Origin of the sequence: Nonomuraea sp. NPDC049649 (assembly GCF_040675175.1) — a bacterium.
Taxonomy (GTDB): Bacteria; Actinomycetota; Actinomycetes; order Streptosporangiales; family Streptosporangiaceae; genus Nonomuraea.
This window is the reverse complement of record NZ_JBFAOH010000030.1, coordinates 1-20,555: the sequence shown is the minus strand read 5'-3', so window position 1 is coordinate 20,555 and position 20,555 is coordinate 1. Positions and strand designations below refer to the sequence as shown.

Annotated in this window: 16 protein-coding genes and 1 rRNA gene; 8 read left to right on the top strand and 9 right to left on the bottom strand. The window is 71.4% G+C overall.

Annotated features, from left to right (window positions below; translation table 11 throughout):
* Positions 1 to 18: 18 nt before the first annotated feature.
* A complete protein-coding gene (locus AB0J42_RS28415) occupies positions 19 to 1,446 on the bottom strand; it encodes an aldehyde dehydrogenase family protein (RefSeq protein ID WP_364299665.1) in 1,428 nt (475 codons plus the stop codon).
* A 230-nt stretch (positions 1,447 to 1,676) separates the two neighbouring features.
* Between AB0J42_RS28415 and AB0J42_RS28410 the strand changes: the two genes are divergently transcribed.
* Positions 1,677 to 2,303, top strand: a complete 627-nt coding sequence (locus tag AB0J42_RS28410; RefSeq protein ID WP_364299663.1) for a TetR/AcrR family transcriptional regulator — start codon at positions 1,677 to 1,679, stop codon at positions 2,301 to 2,303.
* Here the strand turns inward: AB0J42_RS28410 and AB0J42_RS28405 are convergent.
* Positions 2,279 to 3,751: a PucR family transcriptional regulator gene (locus AB0J42_RS28405; protein WP_364299661.1), complete on the bottom strand. Its 1,473-nt coding sequence runs from the start codon at positions 3,749 to 3,751 to the stop codon at positions 2,279 to 2,281. The two genes, AB0J42_RS28410 and AB0J42_RS28405, sit on opposite strands and share 25 nt — an antisense overlap.
* A 92-nt stretch (positions 3,752 to 3,843) precedes the next feature.
* On the opposite strand from AB0J42_RS28405, the gene gabT reads away from it, so the two are divergent.
* Both gabT and AB0J42_RS28395 read left to right on the top strand, forming a co-directional pair.
* Positions 3,844 to 5,172: a 4-aminobutyrate--2-oxoglutarate transaminase gene (gabT, locus tag AB0J42_RS28400; RefSeq protein ID WP_364299659.1), complete on the top strand. Its 1,329-nt coding sequence runs from the start codon at positions 3,844 to 3,846 to the stop codon at positions 5,170 to 5,172.
* Positions 5,173 to 5,344: 172 nt separating this feature from the next.
* The gene (locus tag AB0J42_RS28395; RefSeq protein ID WP_364299657.1) at positions 5,345 to 5,578 is read left to right on the top strand and encodes a hypothetical protein; all 234 of its coding nucleotides are present in this window, start codon (positions 5,345 to 5,347) and stop codon (positions 5,576 to 5,578) included.
* Positions 5,579 to 5,687: 109 nt separating this feature from the next.
* Here the strand turns inward: AB0J42_RS28395 and AB0J42_RS28390 are convergent, their stop codons facing one another.
* The 3 genes from AB0J42_RS28390 to AB0J42_RS28380 are packed head-to-tail and all read right to left on the bottom strand — an operon-like array spanning position 5,688 to position 9,662.
* Positions 5,688 to 6,806: an extracellular solute-binding protein gene (locus AB0J42_RS28390; protein WP_364299655.1), complete on the bottom strand. Its 1,119-nt coding sequence runs from the start codon at positions 6,804 to 6,806 to the stop codon at positions 5,688 to 5,690.
* 58 nt (positions 6,807 to 6,864) lie between these two features.
* Complete coding sequence (locus AB0J42_RS28385) at positions 6,865 to 8,370, bottom strand: CoA-acylating methylmalonate-semialdehyde dehydrogenase (protein ID WP_364299653.1); 1,506 nt, start codon at positions 8,368 to 8,370, stop codon at positions 6,865 to 6,867.
* Positions 8,367 to 9,662 carry an aspartate aminotransferase family protein gene (locus tag AB0J42_RS28380; RefSeq protein WP_364299651.1) on the bottom strand — a complete coding sequence of 432 codons (1,296 nt, stop codon included), beginning with the start codon at positions 9,660 to 9,662 and terminating at the stop codon, positions 8,367 to 8,369. Before AB0J42_RS28380 ends, AB0J42_RS28385 begins: the two co-directional genes overlap by 4 nt.
* Before the next feature lie 247 nt (positions 9,663 to 9,909).
* Between AB0J42_RS28380 and AB0J42_RS28375 the strand changes: the two genes are divergently transcribed.
* A complete protein-coding gene (locus AB0J42_RS28375) occupies positions 9,910 to 10,179 on the top strand; it encodes a WGxxGxxG family protein (RefSeq protein WP_364299649.1) in 270 nt (89 codons plus the stop codon).
* A gap of 72 nt (positions 10,180 to 10,251) precedes the next feature.
* Here AB0J42_RS28375 and AB0J42_RS28370 read toward each other — a convergent pair whose 3' ends face one another.
* Positions 10,252 to 11,703: an MFS transporter gene (locus AB0J42_RS28370; RefSeq protein WP_364299647.1), complete on the bottom strand. Its 1,452-nt coding sequence runs from the start codon at positions 11,701 to 11,703 to the stop codon at positions 10,252 to 10,254.
* A 54-nt stretch (positions 11,704 to 11,757) separates the two neighbouring features.
* On the opposite strand from AB0J42_RS28370, the gene AB0J42_RS28365 reads away from it, so the two are divergent.
* The 3 genes from AB0J42_RS28365 to AB0J42_RS28355 all read left to right on the top strand — a co-directional run bounded on the left by AB0J42_RS28365 (position 11,758) and on the right by AB0J42_RS28355 (position 15,778).
* Positions 11,758 to 12,462, top strand: coding sequence for a TetR/AcrR family transcriptional regulator C-terminal domain-containing protein (locus AB0J42_RS28365; RefSeq protein ID WP_364299645.1), 705 nt, complete (start codon positions 11,758 to 11,760; stop codon positions 12,460 to 12,462).
* Between the two features lie 13 nt (positions 12,463 to 12,475).
* The gene (locus AB0J42_RS28360) at positions 12,476 to 14,095 is read left to right on the top strand and encodes an AMP-binding protein (RefSeq protein WP_364299643.1); all 1,620 of its coding nucleotides are present in this window, start codon (positions 12,476 to 12,478) and stop codon (positions 14,093 to 14,095) included.
* Positions 14,096 to 14,161: 66 nt separating this feature from the next.
* Positions 14,162 to 15,778, top strand: a complete 1,617-nt coding sequence (locus AB0J42_RS28355) for a PucR family transcriptional regulator ligand-binding domain-containing protein (RefSeq protein WP_364299641.1) — start codon at positions 14,162 to 14,164, stop codon at positions 15,776 to 15,778.
* Here AB0J42_RS28355 and trpS read toward each other — a convergent pair.
* Positions 15,775 to 16,737 (bottom strand): tryptophan--tRNA ligase, encoded by a 963-nt coding sequence (trpS, locus tag AB0J42_RS28350; RefSeq protein WP_364299639.1) that lies wholly within the window; start codon positions 16,735 to 16,737, stop codon positions 15,775 to 15,777. The genes AB0J42_RS28355 and trpS overlap by 4 nt on opposite strands.
* 276 nt (positions 16,738 to 17,013) lie before the next feature.
* Here trpS and AB0J42_RS28345 point away from each other — a divergent pair, with 276 nt between their 5' ends.
* A complete protein-coding gene (locus tag AB0J42_RS28345; RefSeq protein WP_364299637.1) occupies positions 17,014 to 18,489 on the top strand; it encodes a phosphodiester glycosidase family protein in 1,476 nt (491 codons plus the stop codon).
* Positions 18,490 to 18,864: 375 nt separating this feature from the next.
* On the opposite strand, the gene AB0J42_RS28340 is transcribed toward AB0J42_RS28345, so the two are convergent.
* Both AB0J42_RS28340 and rrf read right to left on the bottom strand, forming a co-directional pair.
* The gene (locus AB0J42_RS28340; protein WP_364299748.1) at positions 18,865 to 20,310 is read right to left on the bottom strand and encodes an MFS transporter; all 1,446 of its coding nucleotides are present in this window, start codon (positions 20,308 to 20,310) and stop codon (positions 18,865 to 18,867) included.
* Positions 20,311 to 20,467: 157 nt separating this feature from the next.
* Positions 20,468 to 20,555 (bottom strand): 5S ribosomal RNA (rrf, locus tag AB0J42_RS28335); the annotation flags it as partial.

Below are 20,555 nucleotides of genomic sequence, written 5' to 3'. Positions count from 1 at the left end.
CGGCCGCCCGGCCGCGCGTCAGAGGTCTAGGCCGGTCAGCACCATGACCTTCTCGTACGTGAAGTCCTCCATGGCCGAGCGCAGCCCCTCGCGGCCCACGCCGGAGTCCTTGACCCCGCCGTACGGCATCTGGTCGGCCCGGTAGGACGGCACGTCCCCGATGATCACGCCGCCGACCTCCAGCTCCCGGTTGGCCCGGAAGGCGACGTCCAGCGACCGGGTGAACACCCCGGCCTGCAGCCCGTACGCCGAGTCGTTGACCAGCGCGAAGGCCTCGTCGACCGAGGCGACCGGCTGCAGCACCATGACCGGGCCGAACACCTCCTCGCGGCAGATCGTGGCGTCGGCGGGGACGTCGGCGAGCACGGTCGGCGCGAACGTGGCGCCGGTGCGGGTGCCGCCCGCCAGCACGCGGGCGCCGCCGTCGACGGCCTCGCGCACCCACTGCTCGACCCGCTCCGCGGCGGCCTCGGAGACCATCGGCCCGACCTGCGTCTTCTCGTCGTACGGGTCGCCGACGACGAGCCCTTCGACGGCCGACAGCAGCCGCGGCACGAAGTCGTCGTAGACCGGCCGCTCGACGATGACCCGCTGCACGGCGATGCAGCTCTGGCCGGCCTGGTAGTTGGAGAAGAGGGCGACGCGCTGGGCGGCCCAGTCGAGGTCGGCGTCGGACAGCACCACGGCGGCGGCGTTGCCGCCCAGCTCCAGCGTGACGTGCTTGCGCGGCACCTGGTCGGCGATGGCGTAGCCGACGGGGGCGGAGCCGGTGAACGACACCACGGGCAGCCTCGGGTCCTGCACCAGCCCGGCGGCGCGATCGTTGGTCACGGGCAGCACCGAGAACATGCCCGCGGGCAGGTCGGTCTCGGCCAGGATCTCCCCCAGCACCAGCGACGACAGCGGCGTGGCCGGGGCGGGCTTGACCACGACGGGGGCGCCGACGGCGATGGCCGGGGCGACCTTGTGCGCGACCAGGTTGAGCGGGAAGTTGAAGGGCGTGATCGCCAGCACCGGGCCGCGCGGGACGCGGGAGACGTAGGCCAGCCGGCCGTTGGCGGCGGGCTCGGTGTCGAGCCGCTGCACCTCGCCCGACCAGCGGCGGGCCTCCTCGGCGGCGAAGCGGAAGGTGGCGACGGCGCGGCCGACCTCGCCGCGGGCCCAGAAGATGGGCTTGCCGTTCTCGGCGGTGATCAGCTCGGCGATCTCATCGGACCTCTCGGCGAGCCGCCGGGAGACGTGGGCGAGCGCCTCCGCTCGCACGTGGATCGGCAGCGCGGCGGCCTCGCGGGCGACCGCGTGGGCGGCGGCGACGGCCTCCTCCACCTGGGCGTCGGTCGGGATGGAGACCCGGCCGACCTCGCGACCGTCGTCGGGGTTGGTCACGGTGAGCTCGCCGTCCCCGGTGGCGGGGCGGCCTGCGAGCCAGAAGGTACGCACGTCCATGCCTCCGACGTTATGCCAGGCGCCACGCCGGGGATTTACACCAGGGTGCACAAGACCGGCGGGGGGCTGTGCCGTCGTGTACAACCTTGCGCTATACCCGCTATGTAACGGAAGTAGGCCTAATTCAGGATGTTTAGCATGCGGAGCGGTTTGAACATCGGCCGCCGTGGCTAAGTCATCGATGCGGGTCTCCCAGAGCGGCGGGCCCTATGGAAGAAAGGCGTGGGCCCATGACCTCCTCGGCGCCGCTTGGGCTTCAGGGCGCCTACTTGCAGGGCGAACGGGCCGAGCACGACGAGCTCCGTTCCCGGCTGCTCGACGTCGCGGTCGACCTTCTGGTGACCGACGGCCCCGAGAGCCTGACGATCCGCAGGATCGCCACCGAGGCCGCGTGCACCACGACCGTCATCTACACGATGTTCGGCAACCGCGAAGGCCTGGCCGAGGCGCTCTACCTGGAGGGTTTCGAGCGCATCCGGCGCCGGCTGGACCGGGTGTCGCAGCGCCGCGACCCGATGGAGTACCTGAACGCGATCGTCCTCGCCTACCGCAAGGCGTGCCTGGCCGAGCCCGGCTACTACAGCCTCATGTTCGAGCGGGCGATCCCCGGCTTCGAGCCCAGTGAGCGGGCCAGGACCCTGGCCAGGGCCGCGCTCAACATCTTCGACCGGGTGATCTCCGACTGCATCTCGGCGGGCTACCTGCACCCCACCCAGCCGCGCAGGATCGCCGACGCGCTCTGGGCGGCGGCGCAGGGCGCGATCAGCCTGGAGCGGTCCGGACACCTGCGCGACGCGACCAGCTACGAGGTCGTCACCCAGGCCACGATCAGCTACTTCGCGGCCGACAAGGACTGACCGGCCGCCTCCAGCGCGAACCAGAGCTCGGCCCGGACCGCGGGGTCGTCCAGGTCGCGGCCGAGGAGTTCGGCGACGCGCCGCATGCGGTAGCGGAGCGTGTGCCGGTGCACGCCGAGCCGCTGCGCGGCGGCGTCCCAGTGGCCGTTGCTCTCCAGGTACGCGCGGAGCGACTCCACCAGGTCGGCCCGCGACCCGTACCCGGCCAGCGGCGCCAGCAGCGCGGCGGAGAACGCCCGCGCCGCCTCCGGGTCGACGAGCGCCATCAGCCCCTGCCCGGCCAGCTCGCCGAAGCCGAGCACCCGTCCGCCGCCGCGCTCGTAGGCCTGCTTCGCCTGCTCCACGCCCGCCCGCAGCCGCCGGTACGAGCAGGGCGCGCTGATCCCGGCGCCCCCGCTCACGGCCCGCACGGCGTCGTCCACGGCGTCCTGCGCGACGAGCACCACCACGACGGGGCTCTCCCCAGGAAGGCGGGCGGTGAAGGCCACGGGTTCCAGGCTCTCCAGCGAGTCCTCGCCCGTCGCGAGCGCCACGAGCGGTTCGCCGGGAAGCCGGGTCCCGAGGGCCCCGAGCACCTCGCGGGCTTCCTCAAGAGCCTGCGGCCGTTCGGACAGCAGCAGCCGCAGCGCCGCGTCCCGCACCCGGCGCTCGCCTTCGAGCTGGGCGCGCCCCTGCTCCAGGGCCAGCGTGAGCAGGGAGCCGGCGGCGTTGACCACGGTGTGGGCGACGGGGGTGAAGGCCCGCCCGGTCCCGACGGCGAAGAACCCGCGGGGCCGCGGCCCGCCGCCCACCGGCTGGACCACGACGTTCTCGCCGGGCGCCGCCAGCGCCAGCGTCGAGGGCGCCCGCTCCGCGCCGCCGTCGGTCTTCCGCCCGCCGCGCAGCCGCCTGATCTCCGCCGCCACCATCCGCGCCTTGGCGCCCCGCGTGGCGTGCAGCACCGCGCCGGCCTCGTCGAACAGCGCCGCCCAGCCGCCGAGCTCCTTGGCCAGCCGGTCGATCACCGCATGGGTGCCGTCGGGGCGGAGCGCGGCCCGCGTCAGCCGGCCCTGGGCGGCGAAGGCGCGGGTGATCTCCTCGTACTCCTCGGCCGCCAGCAGGTCGCTGACGACCTTGGTGACCGCGATGAACGGCGTCTCCCTCGGCACCTCCAGCAGCGCCAGCCCGGCCGCCTCGGCGGCCTCGACCAGGGCCTCCGGCACCACGTCGTGGGTGAGCCCGACCGCCACTCCGAGCCCGGCCACGCCGCGCGCCATCAGCCGCTCGACGTAGGGGGTGAAGTCGCGGGTCAGCCGCATCCCGGTGGTGAGCACCAGCTCGCCGCCCTCCAGGAACGGCGTGGGGTCCTCCAGCTCGCTGACGGCGACCCAGCGCACGTCGCGGTCGAGGGATCCGGCCAGCCGGCGGAGCCCGGTCCGCCGCGCCACGACCTGCAGCGATGGTGCCATCCGAATTTTGTCCATTCCGGCGAAGAGCAGCACCTTCAGTGTGACATATCGACGTATCGGGCCAGGACGACCGCCACCGTACCGTCGGAGGCATGAGCATTCCCCAGGAGCGGCGCGTCGTCACCGCCATCCCCGGACCGAAGTCCCAGGAGCTGCTGTCCCGTAAGCAGGCCGCCGTCCCGTCCGGCGTCGGCACCACCCTGCCGGTCTTCGTCACCCGCGCCGGCGGCGGCGTGGTGCAGGACGCCGACGGGAACTCGCTGATCGACTTCGGCTCCGGCATCGCCGTGACGAACGTCGGCAACGCCGCGCCCAAGGTGGTGGAGCGGGTCACCAAGCAGGTCGCCGACTTCACCCACACGTGTTTCATGGTCACTCCGTACGAGTCGTACGTGAGCGTCTGCGAGAAGCTGAACGAGCTCACGCCGGGCGACCACGAGAAGCGGACGTTCCTCGTCAACAGCGGCGCCGAGGCGGTGGAGAACGCGGTCAAGGTCGCCCGGCACGCGACCGGCCGCCAGGCGGTCGTCGTGTTCGAGCACGGCTACCACGGCCGCACGCTGCTCACGATGACGCTCACGGCGAAGAACATGCCGTACAAGCACCGGTTCGGCCCGTTCGCGCCGGAGGTGTACCGGGCGCCGCTGGCCTACCCGTACCGCTGGCCGACGGGGCCGGAGAACTGCGCCGAGGAGGCCGCGGCCGAGGCCATCGACATGATCACCAAGCAGATCGGCGCGGAGAACGTGGCGGCCGTGGTGATCGAGCCGATCGCCGGCGAGGGCGGCTTCATCGAGCCGGCCAAGGGGTTCCTGCCGCGGATCGCCGAGTTCTGCCGGGAGAACGGCATCGTGTTCGTGGCCGACGAGGTGCAGACCGGCTTCGCCCGCACCGGCACGCTCTTCGCCTGCGAGGACGAGGGCATCGTGCCCGACATCATCGTCACCGCCAAGGGCATCGCGGGCGGCCTGCCGCTGGCCGCGGTGACCGGCCGGGCCGAGCTGATGGACCAGGTGCACGTGGGCGGCCTCGGCGGCACCTACGGCGGCAACCCGCTGGCCTGCGAGGCGGCGCTGGCCGTGCTGGAGACGATCGCCGAGGAGGACCTGACGGCCAAGGCCCGCAGGATCGGCGAGGTCATGCTGGCCCGGCTGAACGCCATGAAGGAGCGGTTCGGCGTGATCGGCGACGTGCGGGGGCGCGGCGCGATGATCGCGATCGAGCTGGTGGTGCCGGGCACCAAGGAGCCGAACCCGGCGGCGGTGCAGGAGGTCGTCAAGCGCTGCCACGCGGAGGGCCTGCTGGTGCTGACCGCGGGGACGTACGGCAACGTGCTGCGGTTCCTGCCGCCGCTGGTGATCCCCGAGCACCTGCTGGAAGAGGGGCTGGGGATCCTGGAGAAGGCAGTCGCCTCCGTCTGATATTCGACCAAATCGGGCATCCGGCTTGTAGCTGGATGCCCGATTTTGTGGTGTAAGAGGCGTGTGTTGGGTAGAGAATTCACCCTTACTTGACGCGCAACTAGACGATCAGGGGTCTGGCCAGGGTTATAACGGATCCGAATGAGGACGGGCGACCGCTGCGGGGAGACTGATGAACTGGGGTCCCACCAGAACGGCACCGGACATGCTGACGTTCGACCCTGAGGGCATGACCAGCGCCCAGCTCGACGGCGAGGCCTGCGTGGTCTGCTACAAGAGGTGGCCGCGCCCGAGGGTGCGCGTGGGCCGCTTCCCCGACGACATGGCCGCGATGGCCTGCTCCGACTGCGCGGGGGCGCTGGTCCCCGCGCCGCTGGCCACCGTGGTGGCCTTCCCGACGCGATAGGTCCGGTCAGGTCCGGTACGGACGAGACGCCCCGGGACGGGGGGAAGGCCCGGGGCGTCTCAGCAGGTCGCGCCCAGCGGGGGATCGGGCGCGCCCGCGGCACAGGCGGCTACTCGGCGAGCTCGCGCCACCGCTGCGACCATGCTGCGTAGTCGGTGCACTCCCCCTTCGGCGGACGGCAGTCGCCGGGCGGGCGCGTGGCGAACACCACGCGGTCCAACCGGTTGGCCTTGTTCGCACCGTACGCCTCACAGACGCTCCTGGCGCGGCCTTTGCACGCCTTGGTATTGGCGGGCGCCAGGCCGTTCCAGGCGGCGGCGTCGCGCTGCGTGCCCGGGTCGGTCATCCGGTTGAGCCAGCGGTAGGCGCAGTCGGTGGCGGTGACGCCGGAGCCGAGCATCCACGCGTCGGCCCAGCCGGTGACGGCGGGCGCGGTGACGGCCTTGACGGGCAGGCGCGCCCTCTCCAGGAGCTGCCGCAGGTGCGGGGTGGCCTGGCCGTAGTCGATCGTGCCGGTCGCGAAGCCCTTGACCAGGTCGAGCTGGTTGGTCCAGAAGGCCCGCCCGGCGATGCCCTCCAGCCGCTCGGCCGCCTTCTCCAGCCGCCCGGCGTCGAGCTCGAACGGGTCGCCGTCGGCCAGCGCCGCGTCGGCGAGCGTGAGCGGGCTGTCGCGCAGCAGGACCCGGTCGGAGTCGAACACGTCGGCCAAGACGCGGCCCTTGGTCCGGCTCGAGTCGTACAGGAACTCGTGGTAGCCCCAGAGGAACGGCACCCCGTAGACGGTGTCGCCGTCGGCGAACAGCTCGCGCAGCCGCTCGGGGATGTCGTCGTAGCCCTCGACGCGGTCGGTGTCGACGGGCTTGACCTTGCCGGCCTCGATCAGCTCGGCGGACACCACCGGCCCGGCGGCGATGAGGTCGTAGGCGCGCGTGGCCAGCCGGGCGGACATCTCCTCCGGGGTGCGCACGGTGTCGATGCGGGCCAGCCGGCAGCCGGTGCTCTTCTCGAACGTGCCGGTCCAGTTGGCCTGCGGGCTGACGCCGCCGTACTCGGCATAGCCGCGGTAGGCGAGGATCTGCAGCGTGCCGTCGCTCTGCGCGGCGCTCTCGGTCGGCGAGGGGCTCGGCGTCGCCGGAGGGGCGGTCGGCGGGCTGGGCGCCTGGGCCGCGCCCGCGCAGCCGAGCGCCGTCAGGGCGAGGGCCATCGCGGACAGGCGGCTGCGGATCACGCCCTGAAGCTTACCGAGGGCGGGCGGTGATCGCCGCCGCCCGCCCCTGGTGGCGCGGCTACCCGTTGGTGGGGAAGCCCAGGTTCACGCCGCCGTGCGAGGGGTCCAGCCAGCGGGAGGTGACGACCTTGCCGCGGGTGTAGAAGTGGACGCCCTCGGTGCCGTGCACGTGCGTGTCGCCGAAGAGCGAGGCCTTCCAGCCGCCGAAGCTGTAGAACGCCATCGGCACCGGGATCGGCACGTTGACGCCGATCATGCCGACCTCCACCTCGTTCTGGAAGCGCCGCGCGGCGCCGCCGTCGTTGGTGAAGATGGCCGTGCCGTTGCCGTACTCGCCGTCGTTGATGATCTGCAGGCCTTCCTCGTACGAGGAGACGCGGACGATCGACAGGACGGGGCCGAAGATCTCCTCGGTGTGCACCCGCGTGCCGGGCTTCACGTGGTCGAGCACGGTCGGGCCGAGCCAGAAGCCGGGCGTCTCGGACGCCTTGCCGCCGCCCTTGACCGGGGTCTCACGGCCGTCCACCACCACCTTGGCACCCTCCTCGACGGCCAGGTCGAGGTAGGAGGCGACCTTGTCGCGGTGCGGCCCGGTCACCAGCGGGCCCATCTCGGAGGCCGGGTCGTCGCCCGGGCCCACGGTGAGCCGCTCGACCCGCTCGACGATCTTCTGCACCAGCTCGTCGCCGACCGGGTCGACGGCGAGCACGACCGAGATGGCCATGCAGCGCTCGCCCGCCGAGCCGAAGCCCGCCGAGACGGCCGAGTCGGCCACCAGGTCGAGGTCGGCGTCGGGGAGGACGAGCATGTGGTTCTTGGCGCCGCCGAGTGCCTGGACCCGCTTGCCGTGCGCGCTGCCGGTCTCGTAGACGTACTTGGCGATGGGCGTGGAGCCGACGAAGGAGACGCCGCGCACGTCGGGGTGCTCCAGCAGCCGGTCGACGGCGACCTTGTCGCCCTGGACCACGTTGAACACGCCGTCGGGCAGCCCGGCCTCCTTCCAGAGCCGCGCCATGAGCAGCGACGCCGACGGGTCGCGCTCGGACGGCTTCAGGATGAACGTGTTGCCGCAGGCGATCGCGATGGGGAACATCCACATCGGCACCATGGCCGGGAAGTTGAACGGCGTGATGCCGGCCACGACGCCGAGCGGCTGGCGGATCGAGTACGAGTCGACCCGGGTCGAGACGCCCTCGGAGAAGCCGCCCTTGAGCAGGTGCGGGATGCCGCAGGCGAACTCCACGACCTCCAGGCCGCGGGCCACCTCGCCGAGCGCGTCACTGTGCACCTTGCCGTGCTCGGACGAGATCAGCGCCGCCAGCTCGTCGCGGTGCGCGTCCATGAGCTCGCGGAACCTGAACAGCACCTGCGTCCGCTTGACGAGCGAGGTGTCGCGCCAGGCGGGGAAGGCCGCCGCGGCGGCGGCGACGGCCGCGTCCACGTCCGCGACGGAGCCCAGCCGGACGGCGCCGCTGACCTCGCCGGTGGCCGGGTTGAAGATCTCGGAGGTGCGGGGGTCGCCGTCGACGAGAGCTCCGCCGATCCAGTGCTTGACTTCCTTCACTGCTGCGATGCCTCCGCGTTGACGACTTCTGTGTTGATCACTTCGAGTGCGTTGACGATGATGCCGAGGCCCTCCGTGGCCTCGTCGACCGAGAGGGTGAGCGGCGGGGCCATCCGGATGGCGGTGCCGTTCAGGCCGCCCTTGCCGACGAGCAGGCCGCCCTTCTTGGTCTCCTCCATGAACCGGGTGGCCTGGGCGGGGGTGTTCAGCTCGACGGCGAACATCAGGCCCTTGCCGCGCACGTCCTTGACGACCGGCAGCCGCTTCGCCGCCTCGCGCAGGCCGTCGATGATGATCTTTCCGGTCTTCGCGGCGTTGGCCTGGAGGTCGTGGTCGAGCACGTAGTCGAGGGTGGCGTTGGCGGCGGCCATGGAGATCGGGTTGCCGCCGAAGGTGGCCACACCGGCGGCGTGCAGGGCGTCCATGAGGTCGCCGCGGGCGACGACGCCGCCGACGGCGAAGCCGTTGCCCAGGCCCTTGGCGAAGGTCATCATGTCCGGGGTCACGCCGTGGTTCTGGATGCCGAAGAACGCGCTGCCGGTGCGGCCCCACCCGGTCTGCACCTCGTCGGAGATGAGCAGGATGCCCTGCTCGTCCAGGACCTCCTTGTAGGCGGCGAACAGCCCGTCCGGCGGCATGGTGAAGCCGCCCACGCCCTGGATGGGCTCGGCGATCAGCGCGGCCACGTCGTCGGCGACGGCGGTCGCCAGCACGTGCCGCAGGTCGTCCACGCAGGCCGCGATGTAGTCGGCGTCGGACATGCCCCTGAACTGGGCGAGGTGCCGGTCAGCGCCGTGCAGGAAGTGCACGTTGAGCGGCGACAGCGAGTTGTTCTTCCAGGCCCGGTTGGAGGTGACGCTGATCGCGCCGAAGCTGCGGCCGTGGTAGCCCTGCCGCATGGCCAGCACCTGGTCGGTCTTGCGCGCGTACGTGGCGAGCAGCAGCGCGGTCTCGTTGGCCTCGGTGCCCGAGTTGGTGAAGAAGACCTTGGCGTCCGGGATGCCGGACAGGCGGGCGATCTTCTCGGCGAGCTCGATCTGCCCGCGCAGGAGGTAGACCGTGCTGGTGTGGACGACGCCGGTGGCGAGCTGGCGTTCGACGGCCTCACGCACCTCGGGGACGTCGTACCCGATCATGTTGGTCAGGATGCCGGCGAAGAAGTCGAGGTAGCTCTTGCCGTCGGCGTCGACGACGCGGTTGCCCTTACCGCTGACGATCTCGATGGGCTCGTCGTAGTAGAGCCCGACCCAGTTGGGGATGACGGCCTTGTGGCGCGCGAGAAGCTCGGACATGTCTTGAGTATCGCCTTTATCCCCGCAGGTCCCCAACCGCAAGGTGTCGCCGTACGGTGAAATCCTCTTACAAGATGTCGGCCGACGGGAGAAGAGGTTTCGGCCTGGACGCTGATGGTATGGCTACGTCTAGCAGGGAATACGAAGATCCGCCCCATCAGGGGGGGCAGTCTTCCGGGTCAGAGAGCCGGGAGACGCGACAGGCGGTCACCGAAGCTTCGCGAGGCCGCCGGATCGGGGGAACCCAATGCGCAAGACTCTCACGGGCCTGGGGCTGGCCTTCTTTCTGACGCTCGCCCCGGCCGCCGCGGCCACGGCGGAGGCTCCCGCCGCTCCCGCCGCACAGACCCAGGTCAACCCGTCACCGCCGTCTCAGCAGCAGGACCAGGGCGGCGGCAACGCCGGTCTGTGGGGCCTGCTCGGTCTGCTCGGCCTGCTTGGCCTGGCCGGCATGCGCAAGCAGAAGCAGCACGTCGGCACCGCCGAGCACATGACCAACCGCCCGCAGCGTCCGTAAGGTCAGGCGCACTCGAGGTGCCCCGCGCCGGCCCGCCCGGCGCGGGGCATCGCGCGTGTCAGACCGCGCGTGTCAGACCGGCGCCGGCTCCTGGGCCGGGGCGGGCGCCGCGGGGCGCAGCAGGGCGGCGGCGACCACCGAGGCCGCGACGCAGAACGCCGCCCCCACCCACGACCCGACGTGCATGGCCGTGGTGAAGGCCGCGCCCGCGGCGTCGGCCAGTTCGGGCAGCCGGATCGCCACCCCGATGGACTCCCTGGCCGCGTCCGGCGCGGAGGCGGGCATCCGGCCGGTGTAGACCCCGGCGAGCACGCTGCCCAGCACGGCGATGCTGAGCGCCAGGCCGACCTGCTGGACGGTGTCGTTCATGGCCGAGCCGACTCCGGCGCGCTCGATCGGGATGGCGTTCATCAGCGAGGCGTACGCGGACGGCCCGGCCAGCCCGCCGCCGACGCCCATGATCAGCAGCGCGGTGAAGAGCGCCGGGTAGCCTGTGGCGTTCGCCATGATGACGAACCCGGCGGCCATCACCAGCAGCCCGCCGCTCACCAGCGCCCGGTTGCCGAGCTTCTTCCCCAGGCCCGCGCCCACCCCGTTGAAAACGGCCGCCGCCACCGCGTACGGCAGCATGGCCAGCCCGGCGCGGATCTCGGCGTAGCCGAGCACGAACTGCAGGTACTGGGTGAGCATGAACATCACCGCGCCCGCCCCGAAGGCCATCAGCAGGATGGACATCGAGGCGCCGGTGAAGTTGCGCTCGCGGAACAGGAAGAGCGGCAGCATCGGCTCCTCACGCCGCCGCTCCCAGAGCACGAAGGCCACCAGCGCGGCCACCGCGACCGCGATGAGCACCCAGTCGAGCCGCCGCTCGATGATGACGTACACGGCGGTCGTCAGCCCGACGCAGGACAGCAGCACGCCGACCGGGTCGAGCCTGCGGGCCGGCCCCCGCGTCTCCGGCATCAGGATCAGCGCCGCCGCGATCGCCACGATCGTGATCGGGATGTTCATCAGGAAGACCGAGCCCCACCAGTAGTTCTGCAGCAGGAAGCCGCCGAGCGTCGGGCCGATGACGACGCTCACCATGGCCACCCCTCCCCAGACGGCCATCGCGGTGCGCCGCTCCTCGGCGTCGAAGACGGTCATCAGGATCGACAGCGTGGACGGCATCAGGATGGCGCCGCCGACGCCCATCAGCGCGCGGGCGGCGATGAGCTGCCACGGCTCGGCGGCGAAGACGGCCGCCAGCGACGCCCCGCCGAACAGGACGAGGCCGATGATCAGGAACCGGCGGCGGCCGTACCGGTCCGACAGGCTTCCCGCCGTCAGCAGCAGCCCGGCGAAGGCCAGCACGTAGACGTCCAGGATCCACTGGACGTCCGAGGGCGTGGCCCCGAGCTCCTCGATCAGCGAGGGGATGGCGAGGTTGAGGATGGTGCCGTCCACTGACAGCACCATCAGCGAGAGACACAGGACGGCGAGCACCCACCAGCGACGTGGATCTCGTACAGCGTTCGAGTTCACTCGCACACTGTACGGCAGACTCGTACAGTGTGCGAGACGCTTTAAGCTGGAGGCATGACCGGCAAGCAGTTCTCCTCGGTGTGGTTGCGCGAGCCCCGGCCCGCCCGGAGCCCGGGCCGCAGCCGGGAGGAGATCGTGCGGGCCGCGGTGGAGCTGCTCGACGCCGAGGGCCTCGACGGGCTGAGCATGCGCAAGCTCGGCGCCAAGCTCGACGCGGGCGCGACGAGCCTCTACTGGTACGTGGCCAACAAGCACGAGCTGCTGGAGCTGGTCTACGACGAGATCTGGGGCGAGATGACGGTGCCCGAGCCGCGGGACGGGCGCTGGCACGAAACGGCCCGCGGCTTCGCCCACAGCATGCGCCAGGTGGTCCTGCGCCACCCCTGGGCGGCCCGGCTCATCGGCCGCGTTCCCGCCTTGGGGCCGAACGCGCTGGGGTCCTCCGCCCGGCTCGCCCGCGCCTTCAAGATCGCCGGCTTCCGCGGGCTGGAGATCGACTACGCGGTGTCCACGCTCACCGCCTACGTGTTCGGCACCGTGATCCCCGAGGTGGCCTACAACGAGACGATGGCCGAGGGCGCGGTCGACGAGCAGAGCGTGCGCGAGACGGTCGAGCGGGCCGTCGCGGACCACCCCGAGATTCTGGAGCGCATGCGCGAGAACGCCTCCTTCACCGACACGGAGCAGGTGCGCGAGATGATGTTCAGCTTCGGGCTCGCGGCGGTGCTCGATGGCCTTGAGGCGAGGCTGGTGACGTAGCAGGATCCGGAGCATGAGCGATTTCCGAGCCGCACGCGACTTCCTGCTCCAGGCCGACTACGCCACCGCCCGCAGTGAGTTCCGCTGGCCGGAGCTCGGCGCGTTCAACTGGGCGCTCGACTGGTTCGACGGGGTGCTGGCCGCCGAGACCCCCGACCGCATCGCCCTCAAGATCACCGGCAGGGTCTCGTACACCTTCGCCGAGCTGTCCGCGCGCTCCAGCCGGGTGGCCAACTGGCTGCACGAGCAGGGCGTGCGGCGCGGCGACCGGATCCTGCTCATGCTCGGCAACCAGCCCGAGCTGTGGGAGTCGCTGCTGGCCGCGATGAAGCTGGGCGCGGTCGTCATCCCGGCCACCACCCTGCTGACCGCCAAGGACGTCGCCGAGCGGATCGAGCGCGGCGGGGTGTCCCACGTGATCGCCAACGCGGCCGACGCCGCCAAGTTCGGCGCCGGCCCGTACACCCGGATCGCGGTCGGCGACGCGTACGGCTGGCTGCCCTACCACGAGTCCGCCCAGGCGCCCGAGCGGTTCACGCCTGACGGGCCCACGCACGCGGGCGACACCCTGCTGCTCTACTTCACCTCCGGGACGACCTCGCAGCCGAAGCTGGTCGAGCACACCCACGCCTCCTATCCGGCCGGCCACCTCTCGACCATGTACTGGCTCGGCGTCCGGCCCGGCGACGTGCACCTGAACGTCTCCTCGCCCGGCTGGGCCAAGCACGCCTGGAGCAACGTCTTCGCGCCGTGGAACGCGGGGGCGACCGTGCTCATCCACGACTACCAGCGCTTCTCGGCGGCCGAGCTGCTGCGGGTGCTGCGCGACGAGGGCGTCGACACCTTCTGCGCGCCGCCGACGGTGTGGCGGATGCTCATCCAGGAGGACCTGGCGTCGTGGCGACTGCCGCTGCGCGAGGCCGTGGCCGCGGGCGAGCCGCTCAACCCGGAGATCATCGACCAGGTGGCCAAGGCGTGGGGCCTCACGATCCGGGACGGTTACGGACAGACGGAGACGACGGCGCAGATCGGCAACGTGCCGGGCGAGCCGGTCAAGCCGGGCTCGATGGGGCGGCCGTTGCCGGGGTACGAGATCGTGCTGATCGATCCGGTGACCGGGGAGCCGGGGGACGACGGGGAGATCTGCATCCCGCTGGAGAACCGCCCTCTTGGCCTCATGTCCGGATATGTCGCCGGATCTGGTGAAGCGATGCGTGACGGGCACTACCACACCGGCGACGTCGCCTCCCGCGACGCCGACGGCTACATCACCTACGTCGGCCGTACCGACGACGTCTTCAAGGCCTCCGACTACCGCATCTCCCCCTTCGAGCTGGAGAGCGTGCTGCTGGAGCACCCGGCGGTGGCGGAGGCGGCCGTGGTGCCCGCGCCCGACCCGGTCCGCCTGGCCGTGCCGAAGGCGTTCGTGACGCTCGCGCCCGGCGCCGAGCCCGGCGAGGAGACGGCCCGGTCGATCTTCGAGCACTCCCGGCGCGAGCTCGCCCCCTACAAGCGGGTGCGCAGGCTGGAGTTCGCCGAGCTGCCCAAGACCATCTCCGGCAAGATCCGCCGGGTGGAGCTGCGCGAGCAGAGCCCCGTCCGCGAATTTCGCGAAGAGGATCTCATCCGCTGAATTCCCTGCCAACCTGTCAATCGGCGCCGGTCCTGACTTACAGGCTGATCGGATAAGCTCGGCGGCGTGCTGCCCACCATCGCCGACATCCTTGAGCTGGAGACGGTCCGCCGCGGCAGCCCTCGCGTCGTGGCGGGCGCCGACCGGCTCGACACCAAGGTCCGCTGGGTGCACGTCGGCGAGATCGCCGACATCGCCCAGCTGCTGCGCGGCGGCGAACTGGTGCTCACCACGGGCGTGGCACTGCCCGCCGACTCCGGCCGGCTCGCCGGCTACATCGCCGAGCTGTCCGCCGTCGGCGTCTCCGGCCTGGTCGTCGAGCTGGGCCGCCGGTTCGTCGGCGAGCTGCCCGACGCCGTCGTCAAGTCCGCCGAGGAACACGGCCTGCCGGTCGTCGTGCTGACTCGCGAGACCCCGTTCGTGCAGATCACCGAGGCCGTCCACGCCCGCATCATCGACATCCAGCTTGAGGAGCTGCGCGCCTCCGAGCAGCTGCACGAGGTGTTCACCGAGCTGTCGGTCGAGGGCGCCTCCCCCGCCGAGGTGCTGGCCCAGGTGGCCCGCCTGTCCGGCCGCCCGGTCCTGCTGGAGAACCTCGCCCATCAGGTGCTCGCCTGCGAGTCGGCCGGGCGCGACACGGGCGCGCTGCTGGCCGGCTGGGAGACCAGGTCCCGGGCCGTCGCCCCCGCCGAGCGCACCGCGTACGACTCCGCGTCCGGCTGGCTGGTGACCACCGTCGGCGCGCGCGGGCAGGACTGGGGGCGGCTGATCCTGCTGTGCGACGAGAAGCCGTCGCCGCGCGACCTGGTGCTGGCCGAGCGCGCCGCCACCACGCTCGCCCTCGGCCGCCTGCTGGAGCGCCACCAGGAGTCGCTGGAGCGCCAGGCGCACGGCACGATCATCACCGGCATCCTCACCCACGCCTACTCCGACCCCGAGGAGGCCGCGGCCCGCGCCCGCGCGGTGGGCGTGCCGCTCACCGGCCGCAAGCTGGTCAGCGTGGTGATCCGCCCGACCGACCCGGCCGACCAGGCGCTCGACGGCCAGGCCGAGCTGGGCGAGCTGGCCGAGGCGACGGCCGCAGCCTGCCGCGACGTCCGCCTGCCCGCCCTGGTGGGCGCGCTCGACCAGGACCGGGTGGGCGTCCTGCTGCCGCTCTCGCCGCGCGCGCGGGCCGAACCCGCGCTGACGGCGCTCGCCGAGCGCCTGCGCGAGCTGTGGAAGCACGGCGCCGCGTTCGTGCTCGCCGCCGGCTCGGTGGTGGAGTCGATACGGGACGTACGGCGGAGCTTCCTGGAGGCCGAGCAGGTGGCCGACGTGGCGGTCCGGCAGCCGGACGGGCGGCCCTTCTACCGGCTGCCCGATCTGCGCCTGCGGGGGCTGCTCCACCTGCTGCGCGACGACGCCAGGCTGCAGACGTTCGCCGAGCGCGAGCTGGGCGCGCTGCTGGCGCACGACGCCCAGCGGGGCGGCGACCTGACCCGCATCCTGCGCATCTACCTCGACTCGGGCCGCAACAAGGCGGTGGCCGCGCAGAAGGCCCACCTGTCCAGGCCCGCCTTCTACGACCGGCTGCGCCGCCTGGAACGCGTGCTCGACATCGACCTCGACGACGTGGAGTCCTGCCTGTCGCTGCACGTGGCGCTGCTGGCGCTGGAGTCGTTCCGCCGCGAGCAGCGCTAGAATCCCATGGCCGCCCGCACCTCTTCGAGCGTGGTCACCGCCCGCTCCCGGGCTCGCCGGTTGCCCTCCTCCAGGATCTCCCGGGCCGCGGCCTCGTCGAGCTGCTTCCTGCGCTCCCGGATCGGACGCAGGAAGTCGTTGACCGCGTCCGTCGCCATCCGCTTCAGCGCGGCCGCTCCCCCGTCGCCGATCTCGTCGGCCAGCTCCCCCGGCGGCCGGCCCAGGCACAAGGACGCGATCATCAGCAGGTTGGCCACCTCGGGCCGGTTCTCCTCGTCGTAGGTGATCAGCCGCTCCGAGTCGGTGCGGGCCTTGCGGATCAGCGCCGCCGTCTCGTCCTCACTGGCCGAGAGCGTGATCGCGTTGCCCCTGCTCTTGCTCATCTTGCCGCCGTCGAGCCCCTTCAGGAGCGGCCACTCGCCGAGCATGGCCTCCGGGACGGGGAAGGTCCGGCCGTAGCGCTCGTTGAAGCGCCGCGCGATCGTCCGCGACAGCTCCAGGTGCGGCAGCTGGTCCTTGCCCACCGGCACCAGCGTGCCCTTGCAGAACAGGATGTCGGCCGCCTGATGCACCGGATAGGTGAACATCAGCCCGCTGACCGCCTGCTGGCTGCTGTTCGCGATCTCGTCCTTGACGGTCGGATTGCGGTTCAGCTCCGAGACGGTCACCAGGCTCAGGAACGGCAGCATCAGCTGGTTCAGCTCCGGCACGGCGCTGTGCTGGAAGATCGTCACCTTGTCCGGGTCCAGCCCCACCGCGAGATAGTCGAGCAGCAACTCGGTGATGTTGCGCTGGATCTCACCCGGCAGGTCGCGGTCCGTGATCACCTGGTAGTCGGCCACCAGCACGTACATCGGATAGCGGTCCTGCAACCGGACCCGGTTCGCCAGCGAGCCGAAATAGTGGCCGAGATGGAGCGGCCCCGTGGGCCGGTCTCCCGTGAGCACGATCTGTTCCATGATCCCCTCCTTCGTCGGGCGAACGCCGTCCGGAGGGATCCCCTGCGCCGGGGCCGCCCCTAGGACGGCCCGCGAGCATGCGAAATCAGCGGCCGTCTCGCGGCCACCACCACATGCCGACGCACTGCATGCACCGATTGTAGGCGAAGGTCTAACTCACCAGCATGTGTGTATGTCAATCTCGTAACCTCTGCGTCAGTTTGGCGTGTTCTCCAGACCGGACCACCTTGATCACGTCACGATGGGGCGGTCCCGTTCCACCCTTCTGGAGTTCGCATGCCTCGACGCACCCTCGTCGTCGGCCTGGCCATGGCCACGACGATCACGGGCCTCACCGTGCCCGGCGCCGCAGCCGAGCAGGCGACGGTGAAGTTCCCGTCCTCCGACTTCCCCCTCGGCGCACGGCCGGCCCCGACCAAGACCGTGACGAGCGTGAGCCCGGGCATCGACCTGTACGACGTCCAGGCCGGCTCGTCCACCGACGGCTACACCGTGACCGTGCTCATGCCGAACGGCCGCGACGCCGGCAAGCGCCGGGCCGCCGAGACCGTGCTCGCCGAGGTCGAGGCGGCCGGCGAGGTCGCCGGCATGCAGCGGCTGATCCGCCCCCAGGTCGCCGACGCGCCCGAGCAGGAACTCTTCATGGTCCGGGTGGGCCTCTGGCCGTTCGAGCAGAGAGCCAAGGCCGACAAGATGGCCAGGAAACTCAAGCAGGCCGGCCTCAAGGTCAAGGTCGACTACCTCGGCGACGACGGCCTCAAGACCACCGGCCCATGGCACGTCAAGGTCCTCATGGTGGACGCCCGCACCTTCCGCGGCTCGTACGCGGCCTCGCTCGGCACCAGCGTGGCCAAGCGGGAGACCGTCTCCTCGATGGCCCGCCGGGACGGCGCGATCGCCGCCGTCAACGGCGGCTTCTTCAACATCCGCACCGCCCGCCACTGGCAGGGCGACCCGGTGGGCGTCTCCGTGGTCGGCGGGCGGCTGCTCAGCGAGGCGGTCCCCGGCCGCTCCGCGATCGTGCTGCGCGGCCGTACCGCCCGCATCACCGAACTGGAGACCCGGATCACGCTCATCTCCCAGGACGGCGCCCAAGCCCCCGTCTCCGGCGTCAACCGCGCCGCCGCCGAGAACGAACTGGTCCTCTACACCGAGGAATGGGGCTCCAAGACGCCCAAGGTCGACGGCACCGACGTGGTCATCGACGCCGACGGCCGGGTCGAGGCGGTCCGCGCCCCCGGGGCTGCCGTGCCGAAGGGCAAGCGCGTCCTCCACGGCAGCGGCGAGGCCGGCATGTGGCTCAACGAGCACGTCTGGGAAGGCTGGAAGGTCACCGTCGACACCAAGGTCCGCGACCTGCGCAAGAAGCGCACGCTCAAGCTCACCCCCGACCTGCACATCGTGTCGGGCGGCGTCGGCCTCGTCCGCAACGGGCAGACCAAGATCACCGCCAAGCGCGACGGCCACGACTCGCTCAACATGATCCTCCGCCGCCACCCGCGCACCCTCGTCGGCACCACCCGGAACGGCAGCCTCATCCTGGCCACCGTCGACGGCCGCAAACCCGGCGTCACCGTGGGGGCGAACTTCCACGAGGCGGCCCAGCTCATGCGCTGGCTCGGCGCCACCCAGGCCATCAACCTCGACGGCGGCGGCTCCACGGCGATGGTCGTGAAGAACAAGGTCGTCAACAAGCCCTCGGACGGCCGCGAACGCGCCGTCGGCGACGCCCTCCTCGTCCTCCCCCACTAACCCGGACTCTCACAAGGACCAGCTCTCGCGACGCCGGCTCCCGTCGGGGCTGCCTCCACGCGCACCCAGCCCCCGCGACGCAGGCTCACGACGGAGGTGCCTCCACGCGCACGTTCACGTGGAGGCAGCCCTGACACGCTCGTGCCGCGCGGGGAGCAGCCCTCGCGACGCATGCTCACCTCGGAGCAGCCTCGCGACGGGTGTTTCATGCGGGAGCGGCCCGAGTACAACGCATGCGGCCGTCGGGGTTGCCTCACCACGCACGTTCACGCCGGAGCAGCACGAGCACAACTGCACGTTCGCGGGGAGCGGCCCTCACCACGTGCGCTCACGGGTGAGCGGTACGAGCGCGACAGGCCCTCCGGGGCCGCGGAGCTAATCGGCGCGCTGATGCGGTTCGCTCGCGGCGCGGGCGGCGTCGAGCGTGGTGGGCGGCTGCTCGATCTTCGCGGGGCTCACCGTACTCTCGTCGCGGCACGCTCGTTTGCGGCCGGGCAGGAAGGCCGAGAGTGTCATACCTGCGATCGCCGCCGCTACGGAGATCATCAGCGCGATCCGGAGACCGTCCTTCGATGGCAGCGTGAGGGCTCCCACCCGCACCGTCTGCGCGGCCAGCACCGCGCTGATGACCGCGCTGGCCAAGGACGTGCCGATGGAACGCATCAGCGAGTTGAAGCCGTTGGCCGCCGCCGTCTGCGAGGTGGGGACCGCGCTCATGATCGAGGCGGGCATCGCGGCGTAACCGAGACCGGCCCCGGCCGAGACGATGGTCGCGGCCAGCGCCACGTGCCACACCTCCCTCATCAGGAACAGCGCGGTGAGGTATCCGGCGACGGTGAGCAGGGCGCCGAGCACGAGCGTCACCTTGGGCCCGTACGCTCCGGTGACGCGAGCCGAGACGGGCGCCAGCACGATCATCATGCCGCCGCCCACCGCCATGCAGAGCCCGGCCTCGAACAGGGTGAGCCCGAGCCCGTACCCGGAGCCGGCCGGAGCCTGGAGCACCTGGGGGAAGACCAACTGGGTGCCGAACATGGCGAACCCGAAGGCGATCGAGGCCAGGTTCGTGAGCAGCACCTGCCGCCCTATGGTCGTCCGCAGGTGGACCAGCGGATTGGCCACCCGCAGCTCCACCCATCCCCAGACCGGCAGGATCACCGCCGCCGCGGCGAACAGCCCAAGCGTCAGCGGGCTCGTCCAGCCCCAGCTCCCGCCCTTGGTGATCGGCAGCAGGAAGCACACCAGCCCCGCCGACAGCCCGGCCACGCCGAGGAAGTCGAAGCGCCCTCCCGTCCGCAGCGGCGAGGCCGGCACGAGGATGAGGGTCAGGACCAGACCGGCCACGCCCATGCCGGCGGCGACCAGGAAGAGCATGTGCCAGTTGGCGTACTGGGCGACCAGCGCACCCAGCGGCAGCCCGATCGCGCCGCCCGCGCCCAGGGTGGCGCTCATCAGCGCCATGGCCGAGCCGAGCCGCTGGGGCGGCAGCAGGTCACGCATGATGCTGATGCCGAGCGGGATCACACCCACCGCGCAGCCCTGGAGCGTACGTCCGAGCACCACGAGGGGCAGCGCGCTGGAGAAGACGCAGATCAGCGAACCGATGATCATCAGCGCCAGGCTGATCACCATCATCTGGCGCTTGCCGTACATGTCGCCGAGCCGGCCGCTCACCGGCGTGAACACCGCCGACGACAGCAGCGTCGAGGTGATCACCCAGGACGCGTCCTCCGCCGAGGCCGACAGCAGTCGTGGCAGCTCGGGGATGATGGGGACCACGAGGGTGAACATCATCGACACGACCATGCCGCTGAAGGCCAGCGCGGCGGTGACGACACCGCTTGACCTACCAGGGGGGGAGAGGCATCGCCACCGAACTCCGTTCTATCAAAGCTACGGTTCGACAGCATAAGCCGCGAGTGCCGCAAACGCAGAAAGGCCCCGGGGTAACAACCCCAGGGCCCTTCTCATAAAGATTGTCCGGCGGCGACCTACTCTCCCACACCCTCCCGAGTGCAGTACCATCGGCGCAGAGAAGCTTAACTTCCGGGTTCGGAATGTAACCG